This is a genomic window from Streptomyces sp. STAM6, from assembly GCF_054963715.1.
Genome location: NZ_JBUEFZ010000001.1, coordinates 28,234 through 47,566, shown reverse-complemented (window position 1 = coordinate 47,566; position 19,333 = coordinate 28,234). Strand labels below are relative to the sequence as shown.

General features: G+C 72.3%; 16 protein-coding genes. 7 read left to right on the top strand and 9 right to left on the bottom strand.

The window, feature by feature from the left end; genetic code table 11:
• Positions 1-2: 2 nt before the first annotated feature.
• From ACY34K_RS00225 to ACY34K_RS00215, 3 genes are all read right to left on the bottom strand, one after another.
• On the bottom strand, positions 3-239 hold the full coding sequence (locus ACY34K_RS00225; protein ID WP_078887695.1) for a hypothetical protein: 237 nt from the start codon (positions 237-239) through the stop codon (positions 3-5).
• A 64-nt stretch (positions 240-303) separates the two neighbouring features.
• Positions 304-1,290, bottom strand: coding sequence for a DEDDh family exonuclease (locus tag ACY34K_RS00220; protein ID WP_462741557.1), 987 nt, complete (start codon positions 1,288-1,290; stop codon positions 304-306).
• Between the two features lie 108 nt (positions 1,291-1,398).
• On the bottom strand, positions 1,399-3,990 hold the full coding sequence (locus ACY34K_RS00215) for an MXAN_6230/SCO0854 family RING domain-containing protein (protein WP_462741554.1): 2,592 nt from the start codon (positions 3,988-3,990) through the stop codon (positions 1,399-1,401).
• 568 nt (positions 3,991-4,558) lie between these two features.
• On the opposite strand from ACY34K_RS00215, the gene ACY34K_RS00210 reads away from it, so the two are divergent.
• Entirely contained in the window at positions 4,559-5,281 is a 723-nt protein-coding gene (locus ACY34K_RS00210) for a VIT1/CCC1 transporter family protein (protein WP_462741551.1), read from the top strand.
• Positions 5,282-5,330: 49 nt separating this feature from the next.
• Here the strand turns inward: ACY34K_RS00210 and ACY34K_RS00205 are convergent, their stop codons facing one another.
• The gene (locus ACY34K_RS00205; protein WP_462741548.1) at positions 5,331-8,447 is read right to left on the bottom strand and encodes an NACHT domain-containing protein; all 3,117 of its coding nucleotides are present in this window, start codon (positions 8,445-8,447) and stop codon (positions 5,331-5,333) included.
• Between the two features lie 154 nt (positions 8,448-8,601).
• On the opposite strand from ACY34K_RS00205, the gene ACY34K_RS00200 reads away from it, so the two are divergent.
• Positions 8,602-9,480, top strand: coding sequence for a sterol desaturase family protein (locus tag ACY34K_RS00200; RefSeq protein ID WP_462741546.1), 879 nt, complete (start codon positions 8,602-8,604; stop codon positions 9,478-9,480).
• Entirely contained in the window at positions 9,477-10,151 is a 675-nt protein-coding gene (locus tag ACY34K_RS00195; RefSeq protein WP_462741543.1) for a lysoplasmalogenase, read from the top strand. The genes ACY34K_RS00200 and ACY34K_RS00195 overlap by 4 nt, the downstream gene beginning before the upstream one ends.
• A 21-nt stretch (positions 10,152-10,172) precedes the next feature.
• Here ACY34K_RS00195 and ACY34K_RS00190 read toward each other — a convergent pair whose 3' ends face one another.
• Positions 10,173-11,561, bottom strand: coding sequence for a CoA transferase (locus tag ACY34K_RS00190; protein ID WP_462741541.1), 1,389 nt, complete (start codon positions 11,559-11,561; stop codon positions 10,173-10,175).
• Between the two features lie 101 nt (positions 11,562-11,662).
• Complete coding sequence (locus ACY34K_RS00185) at positions 11,663-13,210, bottom strand: S8 family serine peptidase (RefSeq protein ID WP_462741538.1); 1,548 nt, start codon at positions 13,208-13,210, stop codon at positions 11,663-11,665.
• A gap of 280 nt (positions 13,211-13,490) precedes the next feature.
• Here ACY34K_RS00185 and ACY34K_RS00180 point away from each other — a divergent pair, with 280 nt between their 5' ends.
• The 3 genes from ACY34K_RS00180 to moaA all read left to right on the top strand — a co-directional run bounded on the left by ACY34K_RS00180 (position 13,491) and on the right by moaA (position 16,627).
• Positions 13,491-13,853, top strand: a complete 363-nt coding sequence (locus tag ACY34K_RS00180) for a DUF485 domain-containing protein (protein ID WP_462741535.1) — start codon at positions 13,491-13,493, stop codon at positions 13,851-13,853.
• Positions 13,850-15,484, top strand: a complete 1,635-nt coding sequence (locus tag ACY34K_RS00175) for a solute symporter family protein (RefSeq protein ID WP_462741532.1) — start codon at positions 13,850-13,852, stop codon at positions 15,482-15,484. Before ACY34K_RS00180 ends, ACY34K_RS00175 begins: the two co-directional genes overlap by 4 nt.
• A 153-nt stretch (positions 15,485-15,637) precedes the next feature.
• A complete protein-coding gene (gene moaA / locus ACY34K_RS00170) occupies positions 15,638-16,627 on the top strand; it encodes a GTP 3',8-cyclase MoaA (RefSeq protein WP_462741529.1) in 990 nt (329 codons plus the stop codon).
• A 13-nt stretch (positions 16,628-16,640) separates the two neighbouring features.
• Here moaA and ACY34K_RS00165 read toward each other — a convergent pair whose 3' ends face one another.
• Positions 16,641-16,883 (bottom strand): hypothetical protein, encoded by a 243-nt coding sequence (locus ACY34K_RS00165; protein ID WP_462741527.1) that lies wholly within the window; start codon positions 16,881-16,883, stop codon positions 16,641-16,643.
• Between the two features lie 200 nt (positions 16,884-17,083).
• Entirely contained in the window at positions 17,084-17,458 is a 375-nt protein-coding gene (locus ACY34K_RS00160) for a DUF3099 domain-containing protein (RefSeq protein ID WP_462741525.1), read from the bottom strand.
• Between the two features lie 217 nt (positions 17,459-17,675).
• Between ACY34K_RS00160 and ACY34K_RS00155 the strand changes: the two genes are divergently transcribed.
• On the top strand, positions 17,676-17,951 hold the full coding sequence (locus tag ACY34K_RS00155; RefSeq protein ID WP_462741522.1) for a GlsB/YeaQ/YmgE family stress response membrane protein: 276 nt from the start codon (positions 17,676-17,678) through the stop codon (positions 17,949-17,951).
• Between the two features lie 94 nt (positions 17,952-18,045).
• On the opposite strand, the gene tyrS is transcribed toward ACY34K_RS00155, so the two are convergent.
• Positions 18,046-19,314, bottom strand: a complete 1,269-nt coding sequence (tyrS, locus tag ACY34K_RS00150; protein WP_462741520.1) for a tyrosine--tRNA ligase — start codon at positions 19,312-19,314, stop codon at positions 18,046-18,048.
• Between the last annotated feature and the right edge of the window lie 19 nt (positions 19,315-19,333).

Sequence of the window (19,333 nt, the reverse complement as noted above, 5' to 3'; positions counted from 1 at the left end):
GATCACACTTTGTCGACGATGCCCACCTGGCCCTTCTCCGCGCGGGCGCAGTGCCCGCCGCAGAACCACTGGCCGTCGACCTCGACGCCCTGGCCGATGATCTGGACCCGGCAGTGTTCGCAGATGGGCGCCATGCGGTGGATGGCGCAGGCGAAGCAGTCGAAGACGTGCACCGCGCCCTGCGCGTGCACCTCGAAGGACATGCCGTAGTCGTTTCCGCAGACCTCACAACGTGCCATGCGCCACAGGGTGCGGTGCGCGGGGGAGGAACGGGTGGCGAAACGCCCGGCGGGGGCGTGCCCGTCACCCGTCTGCTGACTCGGCTGCCGGGGCCACGTCCCGCAGCAGTTGGGTGAACGCGGCCTCGTCCACGATCGGGGTGCCGAACGACTTGGCCTTGACCGTCTTCGACGTCGACGCCCCGGGGTCGTTGGTGACCAGCAGGCTCGTCAGCCGGGACACACTGGAGGCGACGTGCAGCCCCGCTTCGACGGCCCGGTCCTCCAGCAGCTCACGGTCGACCGAGGTGTCACCCGAAAACGCCACCCGCATGCCCTGTTTGAGCGGTTTGTCCGCTTCGTAGCGCCCGGGGTTCGGATACGGGCACGCGGGCCGCTTGCGCGACGGGCGCCAGCTGTTCCGCCCGTACGGCGCCTGGTACCCGATGCGCGGCGCCGCCGGCGCGGACACCCATTCGGTGAGCTGCCGGCACTCCAGCAGCGGCAGCCGGACACCCCGCTCGGCCGCCGCGTGGAGGCTCGGCCGGAACGCCTCCGCCAGTACCCGCGCGTCGTCCAGCGCGTTGTGCGCGCGCTGCTGCACCACGCCGAAGTGCGCCGCCAGTGACTCCAGCTTGTGATTGGGCAGCGGCAGCGCCAGTTCCTTGGCGAGCGCGATCGTGCACAGCCGCTGCCGCACGGGCGCCGCCTGCTTCGCCCGCGCGTACTCCCGGGAGATCATCGACCAGTCGAAGAGGGCGTTGTGCGCGACGAGCACCCGGCCGTCGAGTCGCGCGGAGAACTCCTCGGCCACGTCCGGGAAGAGCGGCGCACCCTCCAGCACGTCACTGGTCAGTCCGTGGATCCAGACCGGACCCGGATCACGCTCGGGATTGACCAGCGTGTACCAGTGGTCCTCCACATTCCCCTGGGCGTCCAGCCGGTAGACGGCAGCCGACACTATCCGGTCGTCGCGGGCGAGGCCGGTGGTCTCCACGTCGACGACCGCGTACCCCTGCGGGTAGGCGGTCGGCCACGGTGCTGCTGTCGTACGGTCGTCGAGCATGGTCACTGAGAATAGAGGCCGCCACTGACATCGCCGCCCCCGGGCATCCCCCCACGGGGGCCGCGTGTTGACGCGGCGCTCCCGACGGCCCCGCCCGGCGGGCGAGTTGGGGCGTCAGCCGAGCAGGGCGACCAGGTCGCCCGCGGACAACTGCTCCAGTCCGCAGCCGTCGACCGGCCCGGGCAGCAGCCGGTAGACGCTGCCCGACGCGCCCTCCGGCGCGACCGTCCCGTCCACCAGAGCGAGCAGCACATGCCTCCCGCTCGCGGCGGCGGAGGCGAGCGCCGCCGGGTCCGCGGCCCGCCGCCGTGCGTCCGGCGACCGATTCGTACGGATACGCCGGGCATAGCCGTCGGTCGTCTCACCGAGCCGGCGCGTGTAGTACCAGAGCTCGTCGCTGCGGACGACGACGGTCTCCTCCGCCCGCGCCGCCGCGTGCCACACCGCGAGGTCCCACAGTGTGGCGCGCCCCGCCGTGAAGTACTGGAACACGTCCCTGCCGATCCTCCCCAGATCCGCGCTGTGCCGGCCCACGCTGTGGTGTCCCCCCGAGGACACGGAGGGCGGAAGGTGCAGGTCCGTCCACAGGAACGTGCCCTCCTTCAGGTCCATCAGCATCGGCACGTGGACACGGGACTCGTCGGCCAGGTCGTACCGCTGGCGCACGGTCCTCGGGTGGTAGGCCGAGGTCCTGCCGTCCCGGGAGTCCAGCGCCATGAAACCGGCGAACGCGTCGACGAGCCGGTCGAAGGGGATGTCGTTGAAGCTGAAAACGACGGGCATGGCGAACCGCACACCCGAGTCGGCGAGCGCGACCAGGTCCAGGTCCACGTACTCGGTCGCCCCGTCCGGGGCGGGCGCGGACGTCAGGTCGCCGGAGTGGACGGCGGCCCGCCTCCCGAACACCAGGTGCGTGTAGTCGCACAGCCCCAGGAACCGCCAGTCGGCGTCGTACAGGGCGACCGACAGGTCCAGGTCCACCCGGGTCCTCGGCGGCTCCGTCCAGTGCAGGAACATCCGCAGGACCTCACCCCGGGGCAGCGGCTGGCTGCTGCCGCGCGGCACCGACACCAGCGACGTGGCCGTGGCACCCTCCGCGGAGGGGACGGCCAGCCCCGCGAGACGCGCGTCGAGCACGGCCGTCCGGTGGCGGGGAGCGGTGGACAGCCGGCGCAGCGCCTCGGCCTCCAGCAGTCCGCAGATGCGCTCGGTGAGCGCGGCCGGCAGGGGCGCGCGCGTGTCGTCGATCGTGTACGAGTGGGTCACCCGGCCGCGCGGAAAGAACACCCGCCGCTCCCCGGGGAGGTGGCGCTCCCTCAGCCGGCCGAGCGCGGCCAGCAGCGGGCCCGGCCCGGCTCCGGGCAGTGCCCCCCACAGCGCCGTGGCGAACCGCGCGGACAGCGCCCCGTCGAAGCCCTTCGGGCCGTGCAGCCGCAGCAGGTGGTCCAGGCGGCGCAGCAGTTCGCCCGGGCGCTCCACGAGCAGGTCGAGCGCGGCGGAGGTGTCCCCGGCCCGCAGCGCCTCCTCGACCCGGCCGGACCAGGTGTGGGCCCGGACACGGGTGCCGTCGATCCGTACCGCCCCGGAGTGCTCGGCCGCCGTGCGCAGCAGCATCTTGCCGAACGGGACCGCCGAGGTGTCGGTGGCCCGCAGCACCGCGAACGCGAGCGCCGCCTTCGGGTGGTCGCCCGGCCGCTCGTAAGGATGGAGGACCTCCGCGGCCCGCTTCCAGCGGACCGGGTGCCGCAGCACGTCCTCGACGAGCGACTCGGCGGGCAGCCCGTCCAGCACGGCGAGGAGCCGGCGGCGCAGAACGCGCGGCAGCGAACGGAAGCGGCGCGGGTCCAGCAGGTCCGGCTCGCCGCCCGACCAGACGACCATCAGCCGCAGCACGTCGGTGGCGGTGGTCAGCCGGCTGTCGAGCAGCGGGAGCACCGCCTCCCGGGTACGCGCGTCGAGCAGCAGGGTGCCCAGGAGCAGCGCCTTCGTCTCCCGCACCGGAATCTCGTCGGGCAGCCGGTCCAGCGCCGCGGGCCCGTGCGCCAGCAGGATCTTCAGGTCGTCGCGGTCCCGCGGGGGCAGGGGCGTACGCCGGGCGAGCAGGGAGCGCAGCGCATCGGCGGCATCGGCGGACCGGTCGGTGCCGAGGTCCAGCAGGCGCAGCGGACCGCCGGTCGTCCCGGGCGAGTTGCGGACCCGGGCCGGACGCAGGAAGGGGTCCGCCGGGTCGATACGGCGGTGACAGATCGGGCAGCCCGCGTAGTCGGCACCGTCCCAGCAGGTGCGGCACACCAGATGGGCGCAGGGCGAGACGGCGTGGACGCTGCCGACCGTGCCGCACAGCACGCACGGCTGGGCGGGCCACTGGAGAAGCAGGGTGAAGACACGGTCCACGAAGAGCTGGAGGGTGTCGTCGGGGACGGAGGCCGGGAAGCTGCGGAAGAGCGGCATGTGGGTGCGGTCGGCGCCCAGTTCGGCGTCGATCCGGCGCAGCAGGTCCTTGCCCGTGTCGGCGAGTCCGGCCGGTCCCTGCCAGGCGAGTGCGGCGCGCAGCCGTGCCGTCGGGGCGAACCCGCGGTCCAGCAGCTCGGCTTCGAGGGCGACGAGCCCGGGGCCGGTCGGCGCGTCGCCGGGGCGGGGCCCGGCCCCGTCGACGTAGACCTTGCGGAGGCGGCGGAGCAGCACGGACGACAGCGGCGACGACACGGACAAACAGATCCCCCTGGGAACCCGGCGACGGTGGGAAGAGTGAGGCGGGGACGGAGAGTGAGCGCGCTACAGCTGTCATCGGAAGAAAGGGAGAAGGAAGCACGCCTGCGGAGCCGTCCCCGCGTGCGAACGACTCTAGGGAACGTCCGTACGGCGGGCCACCGGATTATTCGCGGCCGGTGCCGGTGCCGGTGCCGGTGCCGGTGCCGGGGCCGGGGCCGGGGGCTTCCGGGGCGCCAACAGACCGCCCCCGAGCGCCCGTACGTCACGGGGGCCTGCCGCTACCCGCACGACGAGGGCGCGACGCCGTACTCCCGCGGAGCTCTCCGCATCGCCGGCACAGGGGGCCTGCCGCGTCAGGAGGTCGCGGTGACGACCGGCGGCAACCGGCCCGTGCCCACGGCTTCGAACCCGGTGTCCTCGACCGGCTCCCGGCCGTCCACGGCCCCACCGCCGCCGAGATCGCCGCACCGCTGAAGGAGGCCCCGCGGGCGCCGCCGGCCCGGCGTTCGCCCCGGGCGGGTCGGTCCGTGTGTGGTGACGGAAGGGGTGAGACCCTCCCCGGGTGACTGACGCAGCCCGGCAGCCGGACCACGACGAGACCCACGGCGGTGCCCTCGGAGCCCGCCTGAACTGGCTGCGGGCCGCGGTGCTCGGCGCCAACGACGGGGTCGTCTCCACCGCCGGCCTCGTCGTCGGCGTCGCCGGTGCGACCGACTCCCGCTCGACGCTGTTCACGGCGGGCCTCGCCGGGCTGCTCGCCGGGTCCCTGTCGATGGCCGCGGGCGAGTACGTCTCGGTGTCCACCCAGCGGGACTCGGAGAAGGCCGCGCTCGCCGAGGAGAAGCGGGAGCTGCGCGAACAGCCCGAGACCGAACTCGAGGAGCTCAGCGACCTGCTGGCGGAGCGCGGCCTCAGCCCGGACGTCGCCCGCGAGGCCGCCGAGCAGCTCACCGCGCGGGACGCCCTGCGCGCCCACGCGCGCGTGGAGCTGGGTATCGACCCCGACGAGCTCACCAACCCCTGGCACGCGGCGGGCGCGAGCTTCCTCGCCTTCACCGTGGGCGCCCTGCTGCCGCTGCTGGCGATCGTCCTGCCGCCCGCGTCGGTGCGGCTCTACGTCACCGTCCTGTCCGTCCTCGCCGCCCTGTCCCTCACCGGCTGGTGGAGCGCCCGCCTCGGCGCGGCGCCCGCCGGGCCGGCGGTCCTGCGGAACATGGGAGGCGGGGCGCTGGCCATGGGCGTGACCCACGCCGCTGGATCGCTCCTCGGAGCCGTCGGCGTGTGACGGCCCGTCCCGGGCCGGTTCCCGGCGGCCCCCGGCGGCGCCGGCCGGCTCAGAAACTGGAGCTGCGCCGCATGATCCGGTCCGGCGGGAAGTCGCCCGTGACGGGCAGATCGTCGTTGAGGATCACCGTCAGCGTGCTCAGACCGCTCAGCGGACCGAGGTCGACGGGCCGGTCGGCCGAACCGCACCGCCACAGGTCCAGCGACGTCAGGTACGGCAGCTCCCGCAGATGTTCCAGTCCCTCCACGACCCGGCAGTGCGAGATGTTCAGATGGTGCAGCTCCCGCAGTGGGGCGACCAGCTTCAGGTCCAGCCGCTCCTGCCACTGGATGTGCAGGTTCCGCAGGTGGGACATGCCGCCCAGGCGGGGCAGTCCGGCCGCCTGCCGCTCACCCGACAGCGACAGATGCCGCAACCGCTCCCACCTCTCGATGCCGTCCAGCGGGACGGCGCCCGTGTTCCGCTGGAGGATCAGCGTGGTGAGACCGGGCCCCACGGGCAGCTCGCCGATCCCGCCCACCGGCAGCCGGTAGTTGAGCGAGAGGTGCTGCAGGGCCGGCATGGCGGCCAGCGGCTCCAGGGGCAGCTCCTGCGCCATGTCGTGCAGATAGAGCCGTTCCAGCAGCGCGGTCGGCAGCGGCGACAGGTCGCGCAGCGTGCGGCACTGCTCGAAACCGACCGTCGTCAGCCCAGCGAAGCCGCCGAGCGGCGTCAGGTCGTCGAGCGCCGGATTGCTGTGGAAGAACAGCCACTCCGGGCCGTCGAGCGCGTGCAGCGGGGTGAGGTCGGGGAACGCGCCGGTCAGATGCACCCGCCGCTCGCGCGGGGTGAAGCTCAGCGCCCGCAGCTGCTCGGCGGTACGGACGTGGAGGTACGACGAGGTCCACGCCCGGTCCGCCAGGACGACTTGGGCGTACCGCTCGGTGTCGAACGCCCCCCAGGCGTGGGACACCTGGAGGGCGACCGGCGTCCGGGTGTCCTCCCGGAACCGCGCGATCACCTCCATCGCCGCGTCGCCCCCGACCAGCGCCGCCGTGCGGACCACGGCGGCCGCCGTCTCGTCGCCCAGGCCTCCCGGCTCCGGCAGCAGTTCCAGGACGAGCTCGCCCACCTTGGCCAGCTCCTCCGCCTCCTCCAGCGAGCGCGGCGGCAGCAGACCGGTGGTTCTCGCCTGCACCTCGGCCCGTACGGCGGGGTCCAGCTCCGGCGCGTGCTCCAGGCACGCCGCCGCCAGCAGCACCAGCCGGTGGCGGTGGCGCTGGGTGCGGTCGGCGCGGCTCAGCAGCCTGCGCAGCAGCGACGAACGCTCGTCCACGCGCGCGTGCCCCACCGCCATCCGCACGACGTCGTCCCACTGGTCGTCGTGGCCGTGGCGGACCAGCACCCCGAAGTCCCGCTGCTCGACGGCCGCCTTGGCGCCGAGGTAGTCCTGGAACGTGCGGTGGACGAAGCCCACCGCACCCGGCACCGCCTCCCGCAGCAGCCCGCTGCGGATCAACAGGTGGAAGTACACCTGCGAGGCGTCCCCCTGCTCCCGCACCTGGGGCATGGCCGCCAGCCACTCGTCGATCATGGCGACGGCGTCCGCCCGGTCCGCCTCCACCTGCCCGTTGCGGATCAGCCAGTACGCCAGCCGCTGCAGCAGCACCGTCTGCTCGTCGCGGGTGAGCCGGACACCCTCCACGCCGGTGATCTCGCGCTCGGTGTCCCGCCGCACCAGCAGCATTTCCAGCGCCGCGTCGTACAGCTCCTTGCGGGCCCGCGGCAGCTGCATCCTGCGGTCCCGGTTGAGGGCGCACAGCAGCGCGCACATCAGCGGGCTGGTGGCCAGCCGGCCCAGGTCGCGCCGGGTGGTGACGGCCTGGTTCAGCGAGCGTTCGTAGGTGTCGAGCAGCTCCCGCTCCTCGTCGGTGTCGCACTCCTGGCGGGCCGAGTCGTGCCAGTGGGTGATGAAGGCACGGATCACGTCGCGTGCCATGGGCAACAGGGAGTGCGCGACGAAGTCCTGCCCCGACAGCCAGTCCTCGGGCACGGCGGACGGCCGGGTCGTCACCACGTAACGCGCTTCGGGGAAGGCGGTGATGAGGGAGCGCAGCCACTGCTCGGTGCGGCGGCGCAGCCGCATCGGCACCTCGTCGACACCGTCGACCAGGACCAGCGCGCGGCCGCTCGCGAGGAGCGACTCCACCCAGCCGTCGGGCGCCGAACCGTGCAGCGGCACGCCCGTCGCCCGCAGGAAGTCCTCGGGCATGGGCAGCGCTCCCGAGGAGGTGAAGGCCCGCAGCCGCAGGACGAAGGGCACGCACTGGTTCCAGTCGGCGAGTTCCCAGCCGAAACTGCGGCGGGCGGCGTTGAGGGCGATCCACTGGACGAGCGTGCTCTTGCCGGAGCCGGCGGGGCCCCGGAACAGGAGCCGGTCCGCCCCGGCGAGCGCCTGCTCGGCCTTGACGGAGGTCTGGCCGGTACGGGGCAGCCGGGTGCCCTCCCGGTGCGCGGGGGAGCGCTCACCGCTCATGCTGAGGCTGATGTAGGCGGTGTCGAGGGGCCATTCGTTGTGGACGTGGCCCAGGGTCAGCCCGAACAGCTCCAGCCGGGAGTGCGTCTCGGCCACGTAGTCGGCGTACCGCTGCTCGAACGCGAGCGCCGCGGCCTCGGGACGGACCTCCTGCCGGTCCCGCAGTTCCTCGACCGCCTCATGGGTGAGGGTGCTCCGCCGCGTGTTCTCCACCGCCGCCCGCGCGGCGAACGTGGGCTGCGCGGTGAACTGCTCGACCACATGGGCACAGCACAGCCCGAGCAACTCCTCGTACAGGGCCAGCGCGCCCTGGCTCAGTCCGGCCGGCGGCCGGAGCAACTCGCTCTGTAATCGGGCCGGGTCGAGCCCGAGCGCGAACAACCGCCGGGCGTCGATCTCGCCCGCCCGGGCGAACGTGTCCCGCACGGCCTCGACCGCCGCCAGCCGTTCGTGCTCCGGCAGCGCGGGGTAGGCCTCCGCGAGGCGCCCGCCCAGCACCCGGGCCAGCCGGTCCGGTGTCGTGGGCCGCCCGAGCGCGCGCACCCTGCCCTCGACCTCTCCGGCACCGGTAGGCGGCTTCAGCAGCGACTTGGCGACCGCGCCGGCCACGGTGCCCGCGAGGCGGGCGAGGACGATCTCGATTCCCTGCACGTGTGCCTCCCGGGGGGCGCCTGGGGCGGAGCATGAAGCGTATGTGCGACGACGCGGTTGGCGGAAGTCACCAAAAGCCGCTGACAACTCGTCTCGCATACTTGTGGGTAACAACCCCTAGCCGAGCCCCGAAGGACCCCTCTACGGTGCTCGCATGCCGCCGAACCTGCCCGATGTCGTGCTCTGGTCCATACCCGCGTTCGTCCTGCTCACCGTCCTCGAAGTGGTCAGCTACCGACTGCATCCCGACGAGGACGCCGCCGGCTACGAGACCAGGGACGCCGCCACCAGCATCGGTATGGGACTCGGCAGCCTCGTCTTCGACTTCCTGTGGAAGATCCCGATCGTCGCGATCTACACCGCGATCTACGAGCTCACCCCCGCGCGTGTGCCCGTCCTGTGGTGGACGATCCCGCTGATGCTGCTCGCCCAGGACTTCTTCTACTACTGGTCCCACCGCGGCCACCACGTCATCCGGATCCTGTGGGCCTGCCACGTCGTCCACCACTCCAGCCGCAAGTTCAACCTCAGCACCGCGCTGCGCCAGCCCTGGACGTCGCTCACGGTCTGGCCGTTCTACGTGCCGCTGATCGCCTGCGGCGTGCACCCGGCGGCCCTCGCCTTCTGTTCGTCGGCCAACCTCGTCTACCAGTTCTGGGTGCACACCGAGCGGATCGACAAGCTGCCACGGCCCTTCGAGTACGTCCTGAACACCCCCTCGCACCACCGTGTGCACCACGCCTCGCAGGGCGGCTACCTCGACCGCAACTTCGGCGGCATCCTGATCATCTGGGACCGGATGTTCGGATCCTTCACTCCGGAGACCGAGCGGCCCGTGTTCGGCCTCACCAAGAACATCGACACCTACAACCCGCTGCGCGTCGCCACCCACGAGTACGTCGCCATCGCCCGCGACATCGCCGCGGCCGACAGCTGGCGGGAACGCGCCGGCCGGATCTTCCGCGGCCCCGGCTGGCAGCCCGGGCCCCCGAAGACGGGCCCCGGCCCGGCCGCCCCGGAGAGCGCCGCGTGAGCCCGGACGCCACCGCCCCGCACGGGCGGCTCGCCCGCGGGCTGATCGCCGCGTTCGCCGTGGCCGTCACCGCCGACCTCGGCTCGCTCCTCGCCGGCTCGGAGACCGGACACCTGATCGCCAAGCCGCTGCTGATGCCGCTCCTCGCGGCGTACGCGGCCGTGCGTGGCGCCCCGGGGCCGCTGATCGCGGCGCTGCTCTTCGGCTGGGGCGGCGACGTCTTCCTGCTGTCCGACGCGGAGTGGGCCTTCCTCGTCGGCATGGGCTCCTTCGCCGCCGGTCACGTCTGCTACCTGGTGCTGTTCGGGCGGGCCCGTACGCCGCCGGTCCTCGCCGCGGTCTACGGCGCCGCTCTCGTCGGCACCGTCGTCCTCCTGTGGCCCGACCTCCCCGCCGACCTGCGCGTCCCCGTCGCCGGCTACGCGGCGCTACTGACCGCCATGGCGTACCGGTCGAGCGCCCCGGGCCTCGTCGCGGGCGTGGGCGGCGCGCTGTTCCTGATCTCCGACACCCTCATCGCCACCGGAGTGGCCGACTGGCCGCAGCCGCCCGTGCCCGACTTCTGGATCATGCTGACGTACGCCGCTGCCCAGTACCTGCTGGCCACTGGTGTGCTCGCTGCCACGGCCGTCCGCCCCCGGGCGGTCCGTGGAGCGGCGGCGTCGGCCTGACGCACGGCGCCCCCGGCCCCGTCAGGCCCCGGTCCAGACCGGGGCGTCCGTGCCCCACAGGCCCGGCGGGCGCGCCCAGTTCACCGGGCCTCCCTCGTACGACACCGGCGGCAGTGCGTGCCGCAGCCGGCCCATGGGGCTGCCGGTCTCGGTCAGCCGGCGCCCGGCGTCGAAGCCGCCGTCCTCGCCCGGGGCGGGAGCCAGGTCGTTGACCAGCCAGTGCGCGGTCTGCGTCAGGGCCAGGCGGACCAGCCGGGTGCCGCCCGCGCGGTGCTGCTCGGTCAGGGCGCGCAGCACCCCGGCCGCCAGCAGATAGCCGGTGCCGTGGTCGAGTGCCTGGGCGGGCAGCGCGCCGGGCGCGCCGGGCGAGCCCTCCAGCTCCGCGATCCCGGTGGCCACCTGCACCAGGCTGTCGAAACCGCGCCGTTCGTGCCACGGCCCGTAGCGGCCCCACGCGGACAGCTGGGCGACCACGAGACCGGGGCGGCGCCCGGCGAGCGCCTCCGGCGTCAGCCCGAACCGGTCCAGGGCGCCGGGCCGGTAACCGGTGACGACGACGTCCGCCTCGTCGAGCAGCTCCTCGAACGTCCGGCGCCCGGCGGTGCCGGCCAGGTCCAGGGTGGTCGAGCGCTTGCCCATCCCCGTGTCGTTGTGGGCCTCCTGACTCTCCGGCAGCTGCGGGGCGTCGATCCGCAGCACGTCCGCGCCCAGCAGCGCGAGGGTCCTGGTGGCGACCGGCCCGGCGAGCACCCGGGTCAGATCGAGCACCCGCAGCCCCGCGCACGGCAGCGCGGCGTCACCGAGCACCCGGTCCGCGGCGTCGCCGACGCGGGCCGTCGTCAGCAACGGCTGCCCGGCGACCAGGCCGCCCTGCTCGCTCCTGGCCCACTCCCCGGGGCCGCGCGCCGCCACGGCCAGGCCGCCCGCCGCGTACACGGTCTCCTCCACCTCCCGTGCGGTACGCCCCGCGATCGCCCGGCCCACCGCGTCCACCGCCTTGTCACCGGCGTCCTCGGACACCCCGAGCGCGGCGAGCAACCTGGCCCGGTGGTGCGGGTAGTTGGCGTGCGTACGGACCCAGCCGTCGGACGCCCGCCAGAACCGGGACAGCGGCGCGAACGTCGACCACGCCCGATCGTCCACCCGCACCAGCCGGTCGCTGAGGAACGCCGTCGCGACGGCCTCGTCGTCGACCCGCACCCGCGGCACGGCCCGCCCCGTCCGCACGGCGAGGAGCTCGGCGGCCGCGAGGGAGCACACCGCGACGGTGGCCCGCGCCAGCTCCATCACGGGCAGCCGGGCCGGCAGCCCGCCGGACGGACCGCCGTAGGACACCAGGTCGAGCAGAGCGGGATTGGCACCCAGTGCCGCCCATGCCTGGGCGGTGCCGGAGGCGAGTGGAGATGTCATACCCGCACTATGGCACTGAGTGCCACTCGCGGGAAGGGTCCCGGACGTCACGCGCGCCCGGGACCCCCACCGGTCCGTTCATGCGGGCATCCGCCGGATCGCTACCTGCGCACCGCGTCCAGGGCGTCGACCATGCCCCGGCCGTAGAACCCGTTGTCACCCGTCGTGCCCTCGCACACCGCGTCCACCGTGCCGTCCTTGTTGATGTCGTACGGGTCGGTGCACGCCATGTCGTCGGCGCGGGCGTACAGCAGCGCCTTCACCTGCGCGGGCGAAGCGGACGGACGGGCGGACCTGATGAGCGCCGCGACACCGGCGACGTGCGGCGCCGCCATGGACGTCCCGCCCTTGTAGACGTAGGTGTGCCCGCCGCGGAACGTCGTCGACAGGATCAGCCCACTGGTCGCCGGGGCCTCCGGCGGCTGGTACGCCGTCGAGTCGCCGCCCGGCGCCGTGATGTCCACGACCCCGAGCCCGTAGTTCGAGTACGAGGCCTTCCAGCCCTTCGCGCCCGTCGCCGAAACCGTCACGACCCCCGGCAACTGCGACGGCAGATCCACGCAGTCACGGGTGTTGATCACCCGCTCGACCGGGGTGGTGTCGTTGGGGCTGGTCCTGTCGACGATCGTCTCGGCGGCGAGGTCCATCCGGGAGTTGCCCGCCGCGGCGATGTTCACGACCCCCTTGCGCTCCGCGTACCGCGAAGCCCGGGTCACGGCCTCCACCAAGGCCTTCTGGTCGTCGTCGGTCTTGCAGTTGAACAGCCAGGGGTCGGTGTAATAGCTGTTGTTGGTCACATCCACGCCGTGCTCGGCCGCCCACACGAAGCCGCAGACGACGGCCTCCGTGTAGTACAGGGCGGTCGCCGGCTCGGCCACCTTCAGACTGGCGACCTTCACACCCGGGGCGACACCCGTGACACCGACCCCGTTCTTCGCCGCCGCGATCGTGCCCGCGACGTGCATACCGTGGTCGCTCTCCTTGGCCTCCGGCCGCCACGCGTTGTTCTGCACGGGCGCACCGCCCACGCAGCTGGCCGACGCGCCCCGGTCGAAGTTCGGCGCGATGTCCGGGTGGGTGTCGTCGATCCCCGAGTCCAGCACGGCCACCGTGACATCGCGGCTGCCCAGCGTGCGCCGGTGCGCCTGGTCCGCCTTGATGGCGGGCAGGTCCCACTGCAGCGGCTGCAGCGGATCGTCGTCCGCGGACGACACCGCCGCCCTCGCCGTCGCGGCCCGCGCCTCCGCGGCGGTCAGCGGCTGCTCCGCCTCCAGGTCGGCACTGCTCTGCGCCGCCAGGGGAGCGGTCCGTGTCGCACCGGCCGACTCCACGCCCCGCGCCTCGCGGATGCGCTGCGCGAAGCCCGGATTCCGCGAGTGGACGACGATCACGCCTATCTGGTCGTACGCGATGACGATCGTGCCGCCGGCCTCGGCTATCGCCTCCTTCACCGAAGCGGCCGTGGACCGGCCGCCCCGCACGTTCACGACGTACGTCATCTTCGGGCCGTTCGCCGTGACCACGGCCGGGGCCTCGTCCACCGGGGCGGCCGACGCCGCCCCCGCCGGGAACAGACCGAGCGACGCCGTGAGCGCCAGACCGGCGGGCAGCGCGCGTATGCGCCCGCGTCCGGACACCAGATGAGCCATGGGGTCTCCACATCATCCGTGACGGCCGCCCGCACACAGGGCGTGCGCGGGCGGGTACATGACGAGCGAAGCTATCGCCGATCATCCCGGCTCATCAATGAGTTGGCGGCACTTCAGCGAGGACGAGGGAACGCCGAAGGACACGTCGTAAGGAGAAAGCGCCGGTGGTGAACCGCTTCGCCCCGCACTCCGTGACGTTGTCAGGGGAGAAGCACCGCCGCCCCCACCCATGAGGTCCCCCATGTCCAAGCCCAGCGCACCCGCGTCGCGAGGAGTTGCCGTGACTACCGATGCACCGCCGCCCCCGGGCGGTCCGGACGCCCGCCCCCAGCCCACGACCGAGTCGTACGTGGAGGTCCAGGAGAGTCCGGAATTCGGCGAACTGCGCCGCGCCCACCGCACCTTCGCCTTCCCGCTGACCCTCGCCTTCATCTCCTGGTACCTGCTGTACGTCCTGCTGTCGAACTACGCGGGCGGCTTCATGGGCACCAAGGTCTTCGGCAACATCAACGTGGCCCTGGTCCTCGGCCTCGGCCAGTTCGCCACTACGTTCCTCATCGCCTGGTTCTACTCACGGCACGCGGCCGGGAAGCTCGACCCCAAGGCGGAAGCCATCAAGTCCCGTATGGAGGCCGACGCATGACCGCCGTCCACACCACCGCCCTGCTGGCCGCCGGATCCGGCGCCTCGGAACACCGCCCGCTGATCATCACCCTCTTCGGTGCCTTCGTCGTCGCCACCCTGTGCATCACCGTCTGGGCCGGCCGCCAGACCAGGAGCGCCTCCGACTTCTACGCGGGCGGACGCCAGTTCACCGGCTTCCAGAACGGTCTCGCCATCTCCGGCGACTACATGTCCGCCGCGTCCTTCCTCGGCATCGCCGGCGCGATCGCCCTGTTCGGTTACGACGGCTTCCTCTACTCCATCGGCTTCCTGGTCGCCTGGCTCGTCGCCCTCCTGCTCGTCGCCGAGCCCCTGCGCAACTCCGGCCGCTACACCATGGGCGACGTCCTCGCGTACCGGATGCGCCAGCGGCCCGTCCGGACCGCGGCCGGAACCTCCACGATCGTCGTGTCGATCTTCTACCTGCTCGCCCAGATGGCGGGCGCCGGCGTCCTCGTCTCCCTGCTCCTCGGCATCACCAGCGACGCCGGCAAGATCGCGATCGTCGCCCTGGTCGGCGTACTGATGATCGTCTACGTCACCATCGGCGGCATGAAGGGCACCACGTGGGTGCAGATGGTCAAGGCCGTCCTGCTCATCGCGGGCACCCTGCTCATCACCTTCCTGATCCTGCTGAAGTTCAACTTCAACCTCTCGGACCTGCTCGGCACCGCCGCGTCCAACAGCGGCAAGGGCTCCGCCTTCCTGGAGCCGGGCCTCAAGTACGGCGCCACCGGCACCTCGAAGCTGGACTTCATCTCGCTCGGCATCGCCCTGGTCCTCGGCACCGCGGGCCTCCCGCACATCCTGATCCGCTTCTACACCGTGCCCACCGCCAAGGCCGCCCGTAAGTCCGTCAACTGGGCCATCGGCATCATCGGGGCCTTCTACCTGATGACGATCGTCCTCGGCTTCGGCGCCGCCGCCCTGCTGAAGCCGGGCGACATCATCGCCTCCAACAAGGCCGGCAACACCGCCGCCCCGCTCGCCGCCCTGGAGATCGGCGGCGGAGCCGACTCGCCGGGCGGCGCGATCCTCCTCGCCGTGATCTCCGCGGTCGCCTTCGCGACCATCCTCGCCGTCGTCGCCGGCCTCACCCTGGCGTCCTCGTCGTCCTTCGCCCACGACATCTACGCCAATGTGATCCGCAAGGGGCAGGCGACCGAGAAGGAGGAAGTCCGCGCGGCCCGCTGGGCCACCGTCCTCATCGGCGTCGTCTCCATCGCCCTCGGCGCGATGGCCCGTGACCTCAATGTCGCCGGCCTCGTGGCCCTGGCCTTCGCGGTCGCAGCCTCGGCCAACCTGCCGACCATCCTCTACAGCCTGTTCTGGAAGAGGTTCACCACCCAGGGCGCCCTGTGGTCCATCTACGGCGGCCTCGTCGCGTCCGTGACGCTCGTCCTGTTCTCACCGGTCGTCTCCTCCAAGCCCAGCTCGATGTTCCCCGAGCTGGACTTCGCCTGGTTCCCGCTGGAGAACCCGGGCCTGATCTCCATCCCGCTGGGATTCCTGCTCGGCTGGCTCGGCTCCCTGCTCTCCAAGGAGGAGCCCGACAAGGGCAAGTACGCCGAGCTCGAGGTCAAGTCACTCACCGGTGTCGGAGCGCACTGACCGGATCACCCTACGAAACCGGATGGCGGCCGCGTTGTAGTTCCCTACGACGCGGCCGCGCCGCTCCTGGACACAATGGCCCCTGACGTCGTCGTACGTGTCGCGTAGGCTCCATGGTGTACGGATCGGGACAACCGCGGGAGGGGGCCCACAGTGCTCATCGACACCTACGGCCGGGTCGCCACTGACCTGCGTGTTTCATTGACCGACCGGTGCAATCTGCGCTGTACGTACTGCATGCCGGAAGAAGGCCTGCAGTGGCTGGCCAAGCCGGACCTGCTCACCGACGACGAGATCGTCCGGCTGATACGCATCGCCGTCACCGACCTCGGCGTCACCGAGGTCCGCTTCACCGGCGGGGAGCCCCTGCTGCGCCCCGGCCTCGTCGGCATCGTCGAGCGCTGCGCGGCCCTGGAGCCCCGCCCCAAGATGTCCCTGACGACCAACGGCATCGGTCTCAAGCGCACCGCCACCGCCCTCCGGGCGGCCGGCCTGGACCGGGTCAACGTCTCGCTGGACACCCTGCGCCCCGACGTCTTCAAGACCCTGACCCGCCGCGACCGCCACCAGGACGTCCTGGACGGCATGGCCGCGGCCCGGGACGCCGGCCTCACGCCCGTCAAGGTCAACTCGGTCCTCATGCCCGGCCTCAACGACGACGAGGCGCCCGACCTGCTGGCCTGGGCCGTCGCCCAGGACTACGAACTGCGCTTCATCGAGCAGATGCCGCTGGACGCCCAGCACGGCTGGAAGCGCGACGGCATGATCACCGCCGGGGACATCCTGGAATCCCTGCGCACCCGCTTCACCCTCACCCCCGAGCCCGACGAGGCCCGCGGCTCCGCTCCCGCCGAGCGCTGGATCGTCGACGGCGGACCGCACCGCGTCGGTGTCATCGCCTCCGTCACCCGGCCCTTCTGCCGGGCCTGCGACCGCACCCGCCTCACCGCCGACGGCCAGGTGCGCACCTGTCTGTTCGCCCGCGAGGAGACCGACCTGCGAGCCGCCCTGCGCTCCGACGCCCCGGACGAGGAGATCGCCCGGATCTGGAAGGTGGCCATGTGGGGCAAGAAGGCCGGATCGGGCCTGGACGACCCCAGCTTCCTCCAGCCCGACCGCCCGATGTCCGCCATCGGAGGCTGAGCGAGGCCGGGCGTCAGCGCCCGGCCGGCCCCGGAGCCCCGCCCTCGGCGGACTCCCACGCCTCCAGCGTCACCACATCCTTCAAGAACCCGCGCACGCCCAGGAATTGGGACAGGTGCGCGCGGTGCTCCTCGCACGCCAGCCAGGTCTTGCGGCGCTCCGGCGTGTGCAGCTTGGGGTTGTTCCAGGCCAGCACCCACACCGCCGCGGCACGGCAGCCCTTGGCGGAACAGGTGGGGTGGTTCTCGTCGCTCACAACATGTCCCAACAAAGGCGACGCCGAGCAGCCACGGGGGGAGCTGCCCGGCGTCGGTCCGTCGCTCCGACGGGGGATGCGGAGCGCGCTACGAAGTATGTCACGGGTAACGGGGTACGGTGCACCGGAACTTCATGATTGATCTGAGCTTTTCTTGAGGTGGCCCGAACCGCCCCCGCTGTCCGCACCGGTCCGGGGGATCAGCTCGGCTCCTGTCTGCCGCCCGGCCGCGGCCCGGACTCCCGTTCCGTACCGTCCTCCGCCGCGGGCGGCGCGGGATCAAGCAAGGGATGCATCGGCGGGGGCGTCGGCACGAGCGTGGACGGCGCCGAAGGCGCGCTCTCCCGGCCCGCGTTGGCGATCACCACCGCCACGTACGGCAGGACGGCACCCAGCACGAGCGCCACGATCGCCACATGCCGCTCCACGTTCCACAATGACGCGGCCGCGATGACCGCCACGGTGCGCACCGACATCGAGATCACATAGCGCCGCTGCCGGCCGCGGACGTCCTCCGCCAGGCCCTGCCGGGCCCCGGTGATCCGGAAGACTTCGTTTTCGTGCCGCTTCCGCATCGCATTCCACCGTCCGACCTCCGCGCCGGGCCCTCCCCGGCCCGGACCTCCTTCCACCGTACGCCCGCCCTCCGCCGCATTCGAGAGCGGGGCCCTTCCCACCAGGGCATACGCGCACCGGGTACAGCGCCTACCGGGCGCTCCGACATGCGCCGTACGGGGTATGGGCCGAGACTTGACGCGACGGCTCATGTCGACCCGTACCGAGGAGGCAGCCATGAGCTGGTTGTGGGCGATTGTCGTGGGATTCGTGCTGGGGCTGATCGCCAAGGCGATCCTGCCGGGCAGGCAGCACAGTCCCCTGTGGTTGGTCACCATATTCGGCATCATCGGCGGCGTCGCGGGCAACGCGATGGCCGCGGGCTTCGGTATCGACGAGACCAAGGGGATCGACTGGGGGAGGCACGCGCTCCAGCTCGCGGCGGCGATCGTGATCGTCGCCGTCGGTGACAGGCTGTACATGTCGATGCGGGGCAGTAGACGCAGAGCCTGACGGGCCGGTCCCGGCGCGCGGCCCCTGTTCGAGCCCACTACGCACGGCGGCGGCCCGGGTGCGATGCACCCGGGCCGCCGCCGTGCGTAGTGGATCAGCCCTCGACGACCTCGATCGCCGCCAGGTTCTTCTTGCCCCGGCGCAGTACCAGCCACCGCCCGTGCAGCAGATCGCCGGCGGACACCACCGCGTCCTCGGCGGTCACCTTCACGTTGTTCACGTACGCGCCGCCCTCCTTCACCGTGCGACGGGCCCCTGACTTGCTCGGCGCCAGGCCGACCTCCACGAACAGGTCCACGACCTGGCCCAGCTCGGTGACCTCGGCGCGCGGCAGCTCGGAGAGCGCCGCGGCCAGCGTGGCCCCGTCCAGCTCCGCCAGCTCGCCCTGACCGAACAGCGCCTTCGACGCGGCGATCACGGCCGCGCACTGGTCGGCGCCGTGCACCAGCGTCGTCAGCTCCTCCGCCAGCGCACGCTGCGCGGTACGGGCCTGCGGGCGCTCCGCGGTGAGCTTCTCCAGCTCCTCGAGCTCCTCCCGGCTTCTGAAGCTGAGAATGCGCATGTACTTCGAGATGTCCCGGTCGTCCACGTTCAGCCAGAACTGGTAGAACGCGTACGGCGTGGTCATCTCCGGGTCCAGCCAGACGGCGCCGCCCTCGGTCTTGCCGAACTTGGTGCCGTCCGCCTTCGTCATCAGCGGGGTCGCCAGCGCGTGCACGGTGGCGTCCGGCTCCAGCCGGTGGATGAGGTCCAGCCCCGCGGTCAGGTTGCCCCACTGGTCGCTGCCGCCCTGCTGGAGCACACAGCCGTACCGCCGGTACAGCTCCAGGAAGTCCATGCCCTGGAGCAGCTGGTAGCTGAACTCGGTGTAGCTGATTCCCTGCTCGGACTCCAGCCGCCGGGCGACCGAGTCCTTGGTGAGCATCTTGTTCACCCGGAAGTGCTTGCCGATGTCCCGCAGGAACTCGATCGCGCTCATGCCCGCGGTCCAGTCCAGGTTGTTCACCATGATCGCGGCGTTCTCGCCCTCGAAGGACAGGAACGGCTCGATCTGCGAGCGCAGCCGCGTCACCCAGTTCGCGACGGTCTGCGGATCGTTCAGGGTGCGCTCCGCGGTCGGGCGCGGGTCACCGATCTGACCCGTCGCCCCGCCCACCAGCGCCAGCGGCCGGTGCCCGGCCTGCTGGAGCCGGCGGACGGTGAGCACCTGCACCAGGTGCCCGACGTGCAGGCTCGCCGCGGTCGGGTCGAAGCCGCAATAGAACGTGACGGGACCGTCCGCGAGAGCCTTGCGCAATGCGTCCTCGTCGGTGGACTGGGCGAACAGCCCGCGCCACTTCAGCTCGTCGACGATGTCCGTCACGGTGTCGTGTCTCCTTGAA